Genomic DNA, 13,753 nt, shown 5'->3' with positions numbered 1-13,753 from the left:
CGGCATGCGGTGTGGATGGAACGGAAAAGCTTGCGCTCAGAACGGCGCATCGCCTTCGATCGTCGTGCGATAAAGCTTGCGGCGCAGATGATCGGGCGTGCCGGCGGCGAGATGCATCAACGCGCGGTTGTCCCAGAACACCATGTCGTGCGCGGCCCAGCGATGCCGGTAAAGATGTTCGGGCCGCACGCTGTGCGCGAAAATTTCCGCGAGCAGCGCACTGCTCTCGTCTTCCGGCAAACCGATCACGCGCGTCGTGAAATGCTCGCTGACAAAGAGCGCCTTGCGCCCGGTCTCCGGATGCGTGCGCACGATCGGATGCACGACCGGCTTCACCTGCGCGATCTGCTCGGCCGACAGGTTCGGGCGCCACGGGCTGCGCTTCTGCAACTCCGCGTATTTCGCCAGATACGTGTGCTCCGCCGTTCGGCCTTCCACCGCGTTGCGCAGATGCGCGGGCAACGTGTCCCACGCGAGATGCATGTTCGCGAACAGCGTGTCGCCGCCTTCCGCGGGCAATTCCTGCGCGTGCAGCAGCGAGCCGAGGCTCGGCTTTTCCTTGTACGACAGATCGGAGTGCCAGTAGTGGCCGGCGTCGCCGAGGCCGATCGGCCGGCCGTTTTCGACGATGTTCGACACCACCAGCACCTCGGGATGGCCGGGTAGCTGGAACTGATGCAGCACGTGAATCTGCAGCGGACCGAAGCGGCGGCTGAACGCGATCTGTTGTTCCGGCGTGATGCGTTGATCGCGAAACACCAGTACGTGATGATCGAGATGCGCGCGGTGGATACGGGCGAAATCTTCGTCGGCGAGCGGCTGGCCCAAATCGAGGCCGAGCACTTCGGCGCCGAGCGGACCATCGAACGCGCGAATCTCGATGCGCTGGCCGGAAGGCGCGCGGCCGGCATCGCCGGCCCTCGGAATAGCGGGCGTATCGTACGCGGCAAAAGCAGGAATCGTCACAGGAAGCTCTTCATCGAAACGGTTCAGCGCGCGCTCAGCGGGGTCCGAGCGGCGCGATCAGTCCGACGAATTTACCGGCCCGCGCGTGCAATGCCAACGAAGCAAATCCGATACGTTTATCTGCTGGAGTGATAAACCGGGCGCTGCAACGCACCGCGGCGGTGCGCGTTCACTGCCTGCCTTTCCACGGCACGAGCCGGCGCTCGAGCGCGCGCATGCCGAGGTCGAAGATCCACGCAATGAGGCCGATCAGCACGATGCCCATCACGACGACGTCGGTGCGCAGAAAGCTCGATGCGTTGAGCACCATCTGTCCGAGCCCCGCCGTCGCCGCCACCATTTCGGCCGCGACGAGCGTGGTCCAGCCGAAGCCTATCGCAATGCGCAAGCCGGTCAGAATCTCGGGCAACGCGGCGGGCAGCACGACGTGCAACACGACCTGGCGAAAGTTCGCGCCGAGCGACCATGCCGCGTTGACCTGCTCGATGCTCGCGCTGCGTACACCGGCGCGCGCCGCCATCGCGATCGGCGCGAAACACGCGAGCCAGATCACGATGATCTTCGCGGTTTCGTCGATGCCGAACCAGATCACGACGAGCGGCAGATAAGCGAGCGGCGGCAGCGGACGATAGAACTCGATAGGCGGATCGAGCAGCCCGCGCGCGATCCGGCTCACGCCCATCAGAATTCCGATCGGAACAGCGGTGAGCGCCGCGAGCGCAAACGCACCGAACACGCGTATCGCGCTCCACATCAGATGCTCGGACAACGGCAAGCCGCCTTGAATGCGGCCGTTCCATGCGTCGACGAACGCATGCCAGACCGCGTCCGGCGCGGGCAGGAACAGCGGCGGTATCCAGCGCAGGTGCGTCGCGGCCCACCAGAGCAGCGCGAACGCGACGATGCACAGCGCACTGAGCGCGGCGGTCGGTCCCTCGCCCGGCATGCCGCGATAAGGTTTGCGGCCGCGCCGGCGGCTTTGGCCGTTCGTTTTCGCGCCACCGTGCGGCGCGAGCCCGAGACCGGCGGAACCCGCGCGCTCCCGCGACGATTCGATCGCACTCATCAGGCCGCCTCCCGCAACGTGTCGTGCAGACGCCGCGTCAAACGCTCACGCCACGTTATGAAAGCCGGCGACGACTTCACCGCGCGCGCATCGCGCGTCGCCAGATACTCGCGCGCGAACGGCAACTCGTGCACCTCCGCAATGCGCCCCGGTCCGGGTGTCATCAGCACGAGACGGGTCGCGAGAAACAATGCCTCCTCGACGCTGTGCGTGATGAAAAACACCGTCTTGTGCGTGCGCGCCCATACGTCGAGCACGAGTTCCTGCACGGTCTCGCGCGTGAGCGCATCGAGCGCGCCCATCGGCTCGTCCATCAGCAGCACTTCGGGATCACTCGCCAGCGCGCGGGCAATGCCCACGCGCTGCTGCATGCCACCCGACAACGCGTAAATCTTCGCGTTCGCATGACGTTCGAGCCCGACTAGCGCGAGCGTGCGCCGCGCGAGTTCGTCGCGCTCGGCACGCGGCACGCCGCGAAACCGCAGCCCGAGCGCGACGTTGTCGAGCACGTTCAGCCACGGCATCAACGCGTGCTTCTGGAACACGACACCGCGCTCCGCGCCCGGTCCCACGACAGGCGCGCCGTTGACGCGCACTTCCCCTTCGCCCGGATCGATGAAGCCCGCGATGCAGTTGAGCAGCGTGGTCTTGCCGCAACCCGACGCGCCGAGCGCGACCACGAATTCGCCGCGCTCGATGCACAGATCGACACCCGCCAACGCGGGCTCGGACTCGCCACGATAGGTCACGCGCAATCCGCGGATGTCGAGCATGCTCATCGCGCGGCCTGCTGCGCGAAGCGTGGATTGACCGCCGCCGAATAGTCGGGCAATACGTTCTGGATCGTGCCCTGCGTCTTCAGAAACGCGGCGGTGGCCGCGAGCGATTGCGCGGCGCCCGACTGCCTGCCGCCGCCGAGCCAGGTCGGCGAGGCCTGCTCCGCCGCGCTCGGGAACGCATACAGTGCGAGGCTCGCGGGCACGTCCGCGGCGGTGGCGCCCGACTCCCGCGCGACCGCCTGAACCTCTTTCGAATTCGCGGTCCACTCGGACTTGTGATCGCGATACAGCGCGTCGGTATCGGCCAGCACCTTGACGAGGCCCGCCATGAAGGCCGCGTTGTCGCGCTCGAATTGCCGCGACGCGACGAAGCCGTCGAAGGTGGCCTTGCCGCTTTCCTTCGCGACCTCGCCCGACGTGATCAGCACCTTGCCGTTCTGCTTGACCTTCGCCAGCACCGGGTCCCAGATGTAGGTCGCGTCGATGTTGCCGCGTTGCCATGCGGCCGCCACTTCGGGCGGACGGAGGTTCAGTATCTTCACCGTCGACGGATCGACGCCCGCCTGCTGCAACGCGACGAGCGTATGGAAATGCGAAGTCGACACATACGGCACGCCGATCGTCCTGCCCTTCAGATCGGTCAGCTTCGTCACGCCCGAGCCGTCGCGCGCGACGAGCGCTTCGGCATCGTTGATGTTGTCGAGAATCCAGAAGAGCGAAAGATCGACGCCTTGCGAGAGGCCCGCCGCAATCGGACTCGAACCCGCCTCGCCGAGCTGGATCGAGCCGGACGCGAGCGCGCGCACCACGTCCGCGCCGCTGCCGAGCTTGCGATAGGTGACCTTGTAGCCGGTCGCCTTTTCGACCGCGCCGGTCGCCTGCGCGTAGCGCCACGGCACGACCATGTCCTGATAGCCGATGACGACCTCGTGCGTCTGCGCCCGCGCGGATGAAGCGAACGACGTCAACGCGGTCAACGCGGTCGACGCCGCGACGAAAGCCACGGCGCGCAGCGCGCGCCGCGCGTGAATAAGAGAGTGATTCATTGGAAGGATGGGGGCTGGCTCGAGGATCGGTGAGGGTTTCGACTATAGGCACTTTTCACCGGCCCGGTTCCAACGATTCGTGCATAGCAAATCACGCCGCCGCGGTTTTGCTCTTTCCACTTCCGTCACCGCCATGACGGCAAAACTGCGTCGATTCCGAGCTTCCGAACTTCCACCAGTTCGCATGCGCGGACCGTTTCGTTACGTCGGGCGCTCACCCCAAACGCGGCCATCCGGCCGCGTCCCTTCCCCTGTCCCTGTCACTCGAAGAATTTCGAAACGGCCTGGGCGGTCTCGTCGATATGCGCCCTCAGGAGTTCGCATGCGCGCTCCGTCTGCCGTTTCAATACGGCGTCCATCAACTCCTGATGCTCGTTCACGATGTCGCGCGCGAGCACTTCCCGCGACAGCGGATCGACGATCCGCATGCGCCGGTAGCGTTCCGAATGCCGCACGAGCTGTTCGTCGATGCGACGCAGCCAGTTCGAGCGCGCGGCAGCGAGCAGCGCAAAGTGAAAGCGCCGGTGCGCGAGCTCCCAGCGATGCCCCGCTTCGATGTCTTCCGCGGCGGGAAGCGGCGTGTGCACGAGCTTGTAGAACGCCGCGGAGATCTCCGCGCCCCAATCCTCGTCGCCATGCTGGATCGCATCGGTCAGCAGCTCCGTCTCGATCTTCTTGCGCGTCTCGATGATGTCGAGCAGGTCTTCCTTGGACATTTCGGCGACCCGAAACCCCCGCTGACCTTCATTGGCGACAAGGCCGTCGCAGCTAAGCAGCATCAACGCTTCCCTGATCGGGCTGATGCCGACGCCGTAGCGTTCCTGCAACGCCTGCGGCCGCAGCTTCTCGCCGGGCTGAAACAGTCCCGCCAGCAGATCGTTCTGCAGAACGTCGTACGCATGCTCCGCCAGCGTCGCCTTGCCCGTGTCCACCTGCGCCTGCGTTTGCGGGCGCGGCCGCGCGCGTTGCGCAGGTTGCCCCATATGCCCCATCTGAGTTCTCTCCCAGCACCGTCGTTCTCGCGATCATCTCACAAATTTACACGTTATGAAATATTCCGTGTAAACCACTAATTTTGTGTAAAACACAAAATTTATATAGACATGAGTTTTTGTAAACAATACCGTTCGTCATGACGCGATGCACCGGGCATCGCGCGCCACCAGAACGAAACTGATTGGAGAGGGGAATGAAGCGTTATCTGTTGCTGTCCTGTGTGTCGGCCGTCATCGCGGGTCCCGCGTGCGCGCAGAGCAGCGTGACGTTGTACGGGCTGATTTCGGAAGGGCTGATGTACACGAACAATGCAGGGGGCGAGAAGCAGCTACAGATGGCGAGCGGCATCCAGCAGGGCTCGCGGTTCGGGCTGATAGGCAGCGAGGACCTGGGCGGCGGAACCCGCGCGATCTTTACGCTCGAGAACGGCTTCAGCATCACCAACGGCACGCTGGGCCAGGGCGGCCGCCTGTTTGGCCGGCAGGCGTTCGTCGGCGTGGCGAACGACCGCTTCGGCCAACTGACGTTCGGCCGCCAGTACGACACGATGTCGCAAACCCTCGGCGGCTTCGAAGGCGCGCAGCAATTCGCGACGTACGGGCCGCCGATCGGCGACAACGACAACCTGTTCCCGACGTTCCGGCTCAACAACAACGCGCAGTACCAGAGCCCGACGATCTCCGGCCTGAAGTTTCTGACCTCGTACTCGTTTTCGAACAAGGCAGGCGGCTTCGCGGACAACAGCGACTTCAACGCCGGCCTCACGTATGCGAACGGGCCGGTCAATCTCGGCATCGCATACCACTCGCTGCTTTCGCCCAACGATGCGGGCAATTCAGGCGGCGCCGTGTCGGGCGACTACGGTTTCACCTCGCCTTTCGGCACCAATCCGGCGACGGGCGCCGCGGTCGGCAAGCAGCAGATGTACGGCGCGGGCGGCTCGTACGCGCTCGGCCAGATGAAATTCTCGCTGCTGTACACGCACACCCGGTTCGACTATCTGGACCATTCGAGCCTCGGCCTCAGCAACTACGAGGCGACGGTGACCGACTATCTGTCGCCGACGGTGCTGATCGGCCTCGGCTACATCTATACCGACGGGCGCTATGAGCCGACCGGCAAATCGCCGAAGTGGCATCAGGTGGAGACCGGCGTCGACTGGTTCCTGTCGAAGCGCACCGACCTGTTCCTCGTCGGCATTTACCAGAAGGCCGCCGGCGATGCGCAATTCGCGCAGATCTACGACAACTCGCCGTCGAGTTCCAGACAGCAGTTTTCCGCGTCGATCGGCATACGCCACAAGTTCTGACCCGGCACCCGTTGCAATCCTGAGCAAAGACGTGATCAGCATGAACCCTCAAGTCAGAAACCCGATCCGGGAGCCTCTTCTCCCGCAGATGCCGCTGCCGTTCGAAGCAGCGCGGACCTACGAAACGACCGTGCTGGGATGGTCGGCCGAGGCGCAGCCGGAAAACATCGCGGTCATCCGGAACTGCTCGTATGGTCCGGATGCGCAACACAAGTACGATGTGTTCAGCCCAACGAACGCGCGCCGTGCGCCGATCCTCGTGTTCTGGCATGGCGGCGGCTGGACCAATGGCTACAAGGAGTACGTGTCGTTCATGGCGCGCGCGGTCACCCGGCTGGGCATCGTGCTCGTCGCGCCGACTTACCGGCTCGCGCCCGAACACCGCCTGCCCGCCGCGTTCGACGATGCGCTGGCCGCGCTGGGTCACGTGACCAGCCACGCGTCCGGTTTCGGCGGCGATGCCGGCCGTCTGTATCTCGCCGGGCATTCCGCGGGCGCGCAACTCGCCGCGCTCGCCGCGCTCAGACGCCGCGAAATCGAACAGGCGGGCCTCGACATGGGCGCCATCCGCGCCTGCCTGCCGATCAGCGGCGTGATGGACCTGCATCATCCGGAGCCCGCGCCGGGCAGCATGGAAGAGCGCATCTACACGATGGTGTTGCGCGATGCGCGGGAAGACGCGCTGATGAGCCCGCTTTGCTGGACCGCGGGCAATACCGTGCCGATGTATCTGTCCTATGGCGAATTCGACAGCGAACGCGTGATCCGCGCGAATCAGCGGATGGCCGCGCTGCTCGCGCGGCAGCCGGCGGATTTCCGGCTGCACGTCGAGCATGGGCTCGATCACTTCGCCACCCATACCACGCTGCGCGATGCGGACAGTGCCTGGTACCGGCGGCTGGCACAGTTGATTAAAGGGAGCCACGCATGAAGGAAAACATCGACATCGGTTTGCCGCCGCCTGCCCAGCCGTTTTCATGGGCGGTCAAGGCAGCCGGCCTGCTGTTCACGACCCACGGCCCGGTTCTCCCCGACGGGTCGATCGATACCGGGCCCATCGGGCAGCAGGCGCGCATCACCCTGCAAAACGTGCAGCGTGCCGTCGAGGCCGCCGGCGCGCGGATGCGCGACGTCGCCCAGGTGCTGATCTATCTGGTGGACGAGAACGACATGGCCGCGGTCGATGCCGTCTACCGCGAATTCTTCGCGCCACCGTATCCGAACCGCTCGAGTGTCGCGGTGCGTTCGCTGGTTGCACCGGGGATGCGGATAGAAATGGTGGTCTATGCGGCGGTACCTGGGACATGAGCAAGCCGTATCGTCCGCCCCGCGCTGACTAATCCGAATCCATTTTTAGCTAAGAGGTCGTCAATCATGCAATCAGACAACACGCCAGCCGGCGAAAAGCAAACGGCGCTCGTCACCGGTGGCGCTTCGGGCATCGGTCTCGCCACCGTCGAAGTACTCGCGAAAGCCGGCTTTCACACGGTCGCGATCGACCGTAACGCGGATGCCGTCGAACGGGCTGTCGACCAGCTCCGCGCACGCGAGCTCAGCGTCGAAGGCGCCGTCGCCGATGTCTGCGATCGGCGGCGGATCGCGACGATTCTCGACGCGCAACCCCGCGTCGATGTAATGGTCTGCGCGGCCGGCATCTATGCGGCCCGCTATTTCGACGACATCACCGACGACGATTTCCGGCGCACGCTCGACGTCAATCTTCTCGGCGTGTTCGTCTGCGCGCAGGAAGCGTCGCGTCGCATGAAGCCGGGCGGCCGCATCGTCACCGTGTCGTCGCGCGGCGCGCTCGGCGGCAAGGGATTCGCGGACTACGTCGCGTCCAAGGCCGGCGTGATCGGTCTCACGCGCGCGATGGCCATGGAGCTGAAGGCGCGGCAGATCGGCGTCAACTCGATTGCGCCGGGCTTCACCGATACGCCGATGACCCGCGGCATGCCGGCCGATCAGTACGCCGCGGCCGTCGCGCTCGAACAGAGCGGCGCGGCCGCGTCGCCGTTCGACATCGCGGAGGCGATCGCTTTCTTTGCTTCTCCGGCGAGCCGCTTTATCACGGGCCAGACGCTGTTCGTCGACGGCGGCAAGTCGCTTGGCGGACTGGGTATCTAGGCACTCAGGTATCCGGACATCCTGACTCATACCGGCCTGGACCGCCGCGCTTTTCACCTATCAATTCATGGAGCGATCGTGGAACACGAGCTCGAAAGATCGACCATCAGGAAGCTGACGTCACGCCTGATTCCTCTGCTTTTCATTATCTGGTTCGTCAACTACCTCGACCGCGCGAACCTCGGCTTCGCCGCGCTGCAGATGAACAGGGAGCTCGGCCTCACGCCGCCGATGTTCGGCTTCGCGGCCGGCGTCTTTTACGTGGGCTACATCCTGTTCGAAATTCCGAGCAACATGCTGATGCGCCGCTTCGGCGCGCGCGCATGGATCGCGCGGATCATTTTCACGTGGGGGCTCGTGTCGATCAGCCAGGCCGCCATCAATAGTCCCTATCAGCTCTACAGCGCGCGCTTTCTGCTCGGGGTCGCCGAAGCAGGCTTTCTGCCGGGCGTGATGTATTACCTGACCTACTGGTTCCCGGCGGAATACCGGGCCAAGGCCATTGGCCAGGTCTACTCCGCCAACACGCTTTCCATCGTCATCGGCGCGCCGCTGTCGGGCATCGTCATGTCGATGACCCATCAGGTGGCGGGCCTCTCCGGCTGGCGGTGGATGTTCATCGTGGAAGGCGTGCCGGCCGTCGTGCTCGGCGTCGTCACCTTCTTCTATCTCACCAACCGTCCCGCGGACGCCGGATGGCTGTCGGACGCGGAACGCAACTGGCTGGTGACGCGCATGAAGCAGGATCACGACTCCGCCGGGAAGCTGGGCACCTCCAGCTTCCGGGTGGCGATGACGAGGCCGATCGTCTGGCTGCTGGGGCTGCTGTACTTTTCGATCGGCATCGGGTTCTTCGGCGTATCCGTGTGGTTGCCGCAGGTGATCAAACAGATGTCCAGCCTCTCGCTCGTGCAGATCGGCTTCGTCAATGCGATTCCGTTTCTGCTCGGGACGATCGCGATGCTGATGAACGGCAGGCATTCGGACCGCACCCGCGAACGCCGTTGGCACCTCGCGATTCCGCTCGCGATCGGCACGCTCGGCCTCGTTGCGAGCGCCATGACCTCGGCCGATCCGCTGCTTTCGTTTGGCTTCGTTTGCCTCGCGACCACCGGTATCGTCGGCGCGCTCAGCGTGTTCTGGGCGGTGCCGTCGACTTTCCTGAGCGGCGCCGGCGCGGCGGGCGGACTCGCGTTGATCAACACGCTCAGCGCGTTCTCCGGATTCGCGGCGCCGTATCTGATCGGCTGGATCCGCGGCATGACGCCGGACTTCACGGCCGCGACGTATGTGATGGCGGCCAGCATCGGCATTGCGGCACTGCTCGCCGCGCTGCTGCCGTATCCGGACCGGTTCAGACAAACGGAAGTATCGCCGGGCGCGCTCGCGCTGGCGTCCGAGGAATTGTGACGGGAACGCGGCCGGAGTATCGGGCACGGCACATAGCCGCCCGATTACCGGATCACACGCTGCCGTGACCCGAACGCCGCGACTCGATGAAAGCCTCGACGTAGCGCAGCGCCTGCTCGCATTGTTCGGCGGTGAGCGCGTGGATGCTGGGCGGCAAGGGATCGAAGCCCAGTTCGGTGGCCACCCAGCGGATCGCCTTTGCTCGCGCCTCGAACGCGTTGACGCCGTCGCGGCGCACCTTGCCGGCGACCAGCGGTTCCAGCGCATCGTGCAGTCGGCTCTTCGCGTCGCGCAACGCCGCGTTGGCGAGACGGCCGAGCGGCACATTGCGCCTGCTGCGCGAATGGATGCCGATCCACGCCTGACATGCGGTGCAAATCCACAGCGGGCCCTGATCCTTGCGATAGGGATAGGATTCGTCGCCATACCGCGTGATCGACGCACGGACACCGCAGTAGTCGCATGACGGCTGCGGCAATGCCGGGACTGGCTTGCCTACGCGCATCGGAACTTCTCCTGGGCGGATTCGGAGTAAGTCATCGTTTGAGTCTGACTGGCGGGAGGGGTCATAGCTACGCAGTTTAATGGAATGCCCGCGCCGATATGAACAGGCAACGTGCGCACGCCCGGGCGCGCTCGTGCGGAGATTACTGCCGGATGAGGCGTGCTGCAATTGAGCACGAAATTGCCGCTGCCGGCCACGTGGGACCGGCCGCGGCGATAACGGAGAAGCCATACGTCATCGACCCGCGGCGATGTCCGTCACGATCCGGCTCCGCAGTGCCAACCCGGCTGCCGACCGCTGCCTGACCGTCTCCACCACCGCTCGCGGCGCGATGTCCGGATCTCCCGCATCGAATGGCGGAGCCGGCGCGTATTCGAGCTCGAGCTGGATAGCCTGGGCCTCTTCCACTCCGGCCAGTTCGGCGGCGACGGTCAAACCGAAATCGATGCCCGCCGTCACGCCGCCGCCGGTAATCAGATTGCCGTCGCGCACGACTCGCGCACGCGTCGGAATCGCGCCGAGCGGTTCCAGCAGCGAGTGAAACGCCCAATGCGTGGTCGCGCGCCGCCCTCGCAGCAAACCCGCCGCGCCAAGCAATAACGCGCCCGTGCAGACCGACGTGACGTAGCGCGCGCTCGCGGCCTGTCGGCGCACGAACCCGATAGTCGGCGCGTCCTGCAACAGATCGGTCACGCCGCTGCCGCCGGGCACGCAGATCACGTCGAGCGGCGGACAGGTTTCGAACGTGACATCGGGCGTCAGGACGAGGCCGCTGCTGGATACGACGGGCTCACGCGTTTTCCAGATCAGATGCACCGTTGCGCCGGGCAACGAAGCGAGCACGTCATGCGGGCCGGTCAGATCGAGTTGCTGTACCCGCGGGAACACCAGAAAGCCGATTTGCAGTGTCATGGGAATACCTTGTCGAATGAGAAACCGATTCCCACCCGCGACCGATTTCGTGAGTGGACGGATCGATTCTATGCAGGTAGGCTTTGGCGGTACTGTCATTTACCCCTTGTTTTCTGCCACGCGCTCACGTCGCTCCTATCGCCATGTCCAGCGAACCTCGCTCCGTCGTGCTGCCCGCTTTCCGCAACGTGCAACTGCTCGACGTGAGCGGCCCGCTGCAGGTTTTCGCATCCGCCAACGAACTGGCCGCGCAGCGCGGCCTCCCCTTGCTCTATGCGCTTCGCGTCGTCGCGGCCGAAGCCGGTCCGGTGACCTCATCCGCCAGCCTCGCGCTGCTCGCCGATTCTTTCCGCGCGGTGAGGGGCCCGGTGGATACGCTGATCGTGCCCGGCGGCTTCGGGGTGAACGAGGCATCGACGGACGCGCGTCTGATCCGCTGGACGCAACGACACGCGGCGCGAGCGCGACGCGTCGCATCCGTTTGCTCGGGGGCGTTCCTGCTCGCCGAGGCCGGGTTGCTGAACGGCCGGCGCGTCGTTACGCACTGGGCGCGTTGTGACGAGCTCGCGCAACGCTATCCGCGGCTGCGTGTCGAAACCGATCCGATCTTCATCCGCGATGGCGCGATCTGGACATCGGCGGGCGTCACGGCGGGCATCGATCTCGCGCTGGCATTGCTCGAGGAAGATCACGGTCGCGCGATGGCGCTCGACGTCGCGCGCGAACTCGTCGTCTTTCTGAAACGCCCCGGCGGCCAATCGCAATTCAGCGCGATGCTGTCGCTGCAAAACGGCGACGACCGCTTCGGCGAACTGCACGTATGGATGGCGTCGCATCTTGCGTCCGACCTTTCGGTCCCGGCGCTCGCGAGGCGGATGCATATGAGCGAGCGCAGTTTCATGCGCCACTACAAGACGCAAACGGGCCGCACGCCGGCACGCGCGGTGGAGCAATTGCGTGTGGAGGCGGCACAGCGGTTGCTGTGCGAGACTGGCTGGTCGGTTAAACGGATCGCGGCGCGTTGTGGGTTTGGTAGTGAGGAGACGATGCGGTGTGGTTTTGGGAGGGTGTTGGGTGTGGCGCCGCAGGTGTATAGGGAGCGGTTTTCGGTTTGATGGGTTTTGTTTTGGGTGGTGTTCTTATGGTGTTGGCCTTTCCTTGTGTTCGTGTCGGTCTATTGGCGTTGCCCCTGTGCGGGGCGGCACCTACTTTCTTTGCCGCTGCAAAGAAAGTAGGCAAAGAAAGCAGCTTTACACCGCCAATCCTTAAGTGGGTCCCCTGACCTGGAAGGGGCAGTGGTGCATCTGGAATCCGTGCCCTCGCACATTCCGCTTTCGTGACAAGGCCATCATTCTTCCGGCGGCGCTGCGCGCGCCGAAGCCCCGTTCAAGAACCATCGGTTGTTTTCCGGCGCCTCGCCGAGGCGCAGCCGACGGCCCCCGCTGCGCGGGCCATCTCGCAGGTTTCCCAGGCAGACCCGTCCGCGACGCACGCAGTGCGAAGTGGGAGTGGATGAGCGCTTTGTCACTGAAGCGGAGTGTGCGGGAACACAGATTCCAGATGCACCACTACCGGCAGAGGGCCGGGGTGCCCACTTAAGCATTAGCGGTATAAAGCTGCTTTCTTTGCCTACTTTCTTTGCAGCGGCAAAGAAAGTAGGTGCCGCCCCGCACAGGGGCAACGCCAATAGACCGACACGAACACAAGGAAAGGCCAACACAAGAAAAGACCAACACCCCAAAGAAAAACAAAACTCAAAACCCATGCTTCACAATAAGCGTCGCCCCCGTATCATGCGAATGAAAAATCGCCACTCTCGCCGTCCCGGTAAAAACCCAATCATCGACGATCAACGACAACCTCCTTTGCGGCGAAGCCCCAATCGACAAAGTAGACCCGTTCATCTGCACGATAGACAACTGCGGCCCGGCAGCCGCGCTGAATTGAAGCGGATTCCCAGCCGGCCGCGCGCCGGCCACAGTCGCCAACCCGGCCACACCATCAGCCTCCAACGACCCAGCCGTCTTCGTGCCATCAAACCGAAAATCACGCGTCAAATCCGCACTATAAAAACTCTCAACCTGCGCATAAAACGGCTTACCGTGATTCGCCTGATATTCCATCGCAAAACGCTGCTGCTGAAAATAGCGCTGCGGCTCGGGAATCGGCGGCACCACATCAATAGGCATCGGCACGATATTCGCAACGACCATCGTCTCAGGCAAGTCAGTGGCAAGCCCGCCCGCGAACGCGTAGCCACTCAGCATGAAAAATACCGCACCGACAATCCTTTCGTTCGGACACGTCATGAGCATGCCTCCCGTGAAGGAATTGAAACGTCACATGACTAACCGTTCCGACTGCACAGACTGCCTTTGTCGCCTCGCTGCATTCACACATTGTAGTCAGTCATTTGCGTACCGGTAGTCCGATATGCAAGGCATCTCGCATGCGCAGCCACGCACGCGGGCTTTCCCTGGCCAGGCTCGTGATCGAAGTTGAAGCCGAACGACAGGTGACGCTTCCTGGAAGCGCTCTCAGAAACACAAGACCGGCAAAAGCGACTTGCAGAAGGCTGCCTGTTACAGCAATCCCGGCAAGTCTTGCAAGATCCAAGCGCCGTGCCATCGATCTTCA

At 64.1% G+C, this 13,753-nt stretch carries 14 protein-coding genes; 6 read left to right on the top strand and 8 right to left on the bottom strand.

Annotated features, from left to right (window positions below):
- Positions 1–36 precede the first annotated feature (36 nt).
- The 5 genes from QM685_RS19925 to QM685_RS19905 form a co-directional block, all read right to left on the bottom strand.
- Positions 37–966 carry a TauD/TfdA dioxygenase family protein gene (locus QM685_RS19925; protein WP_415118483.1) on the bottom strand — a complete coding sequence of 310 codons (930 nt, stop codon included), beginning with the start codon at positions 964–966 and terminating at the stop codon, positions 37–39.
- 169 nt (positions 967–1,135) lie between these two features.
- Entirely contained in the window at positions 1,136–2,032 is an 897-nt protein-coding gene (locus QM685_RS19920; RefSeq protein ID WP_415118481.1) for an ABC transporter permease subunit, read from the bottom strand.
- The gene (locus QM685_RS19915) at positions 2,032–2,811 is read right to left on the bottom strand and encodes a taurine ABC transporter ATP-binding protein (RefSeq protein ID WP_415118479.1); all 780 of its coding nucleotides are present in this window, start codon (positions 2,809–2,811) and stop codon (positions 2,032–2,034) included. The genes QM685_RS19920 and QM685_RS19915 overlap by 1 nt, the downstream gene beginning before the upstream one ends.
- Positions 2,808–3,857, bottom strand: a complete 1,050-nt coding sequence (gene tauA, locus QM685_RS19910) for a taurine ABC transporter substrate-binding protein (protein ID WP_415118477.1) — start codon at positions 3,855–3,857, stop codon at positions 2,808–2,810. The genes QM685_RS19915 and tauA overlap by 4 nt, the downstream gene beginning before the upstream one ends.
- 260 nt (positions 3,858–4,117) lie before the next feature.
- Positions 4,118–4,849, bottom strand: a complete 732-nt coding sequence (locus tag QM685_RS19905; RefSeq protein WP_415118475.1) for a GntR family transcriptional regulator — start codon at positions 4,847–4,849, stop codon at positions 4,118–4,120.
- A gap of 197 nt (positions 4,850–5,046) precedes the next feature.
- Between QM685_RS19905 and QM685_RS19900 the strand changes: the two genes are divergently transcribed.
- The 5 genes from QM685_RS19900 to QM685_RS19880 all read left to right on the top strand — a co-directional run bounded on the left by QM685_RS19900 (position 5,047) and on the right by QM685_RS19880 (position 9,699).
- Positions 5,047–6,162, top strand: coding sequence for a porin (locus QM685_RS19900; protein ID WP_415118473.1), 1,116 nt, complete (start codon positions 5,047–5,049; stop codon positions 6,160–6,162).
- Positions 6,163–6,202: 40 nt separating this feature from the next.
- Entirely contained in the window at positions 6,203–7,093 is an 891-nt protein-coding gene (locus QM685_RS19895; protein ID WP_415118471.1) for an alpha/beta hydrolase, read from the top strand.
- Complete coding sequence (locus tag QM685_RS19890) at positions 7,090–7,470, top strand: RidA family protein (protein ID WP_415118469.1); 381 nt, start codon at positions 7,090–7,092, stop codon at positions 7,468–7,470. Before QM685_RS19895 ends, QM685_RS19890 begins: the two co-directional genes overlap by 4 nt.
- Positions 7,471–7,536: 66 nt before the next feature.
- The gene (locus tag QM685_RS19885; protein ID WP_415118467.1) at positions 7,537–8,289 is read left to right on the top strand and encodes an SDR family NAD(P)-dependent oxidoreductase; all 753 of its coding nucleotides are present in this window, start codon (positions 7,537–7,539) and stop codon (positions 8,287–8,289) included.
- A 78-nt stretch (positions 8,290–8,367) separates the two neighbouring features.
- Positions 8,368–9,699: an MFS transporter gene (locus tag QM685_RS19880; RefSeq protein ID WP_415118465.1), complete on the top strand. Its 1,332-nt coding sequence runs from the start codon at positions 8,368–8,370 to the stop codon at positions 9,697–9,699.
- A 52-nt stretch (positions 9,700–9,751) separates the two neighbouring features.
- Here the strand turns inward: QM685_RS19880 and QM685_RS19875 are convergent, their stop codons facing one another.
- Both QM685_RS19875 and QM685_RS19870 read right to left on the bottom strand, forming a co-directional pair.
- Positions 9,752–10,204, bottom strand: a complete 453-nt coding sequence (locus tag QM685_RS19875) for a zinc-finger-containing protein (protein ID WP_415118463.1) — start codon at positions 10,202–10,204, stop codon at positions 9,752–9,754.
- A 234-nt stretch (positions 10,205–10,438) separates the two neighbouring features.
- A complete protein-coding gene (locus tag QM685_RS19870; protein ID WP_415118461.1) occupies positions 10,439–11,116 on the bottom strand; it encodes a DJ-1/PfpI family protein in 678 nt (225 codons plus the stop codon).
- Positions 11,117–11,259: 143 nt separating this feature from the next.
- Between QM685_RS19870 and QM685_RS19865 the strand changes: the two genes are divergently transcribed.
- The gene (locus QM685_RS19865; RefSeq protein ID WP_415118459.1) at positions 11,260–12,231 is read left to right on the top strand and encodes a GlxA family transcriptional regulator; all 972 of its coding nucleotides are present in this window, start codon (positions 11,260–11,262) and stop codon (positions 12,229–12,231) included.
- 639 nt (positions 12,232–12,870) lie between these two features.
- Here the strand turns inward: QM685_RS19865 and QM685_RS19860 are convergent.
- Positions 12,871–13,425 (bottom strand): hypothetical protein, encoded by a 555-nt coding sequence (locus tag QM685_RS19860; RefSeq protein ID WP_415118457.1) that lies wholly within the window; start codon positions 13,423–13,425, stop codon positions 12,871–12,873.
- Positions 13,426–13,753: the final 328 nt, after the last annotated feature.

The organism is Paraburkholderia sp. (assembly GCF_047605525.1).
Lineage (GTDB): Bacteria > Pseudomonadota > Gammaproteobacteria > Burkholderiales > Burkholderiaceae > Paraburkholderia.
The sequence above is the reverse complement of the archived record's forward strand: the minus strand, read 5'-3'. Positions and strand labels throughout refer to the sequence as shown.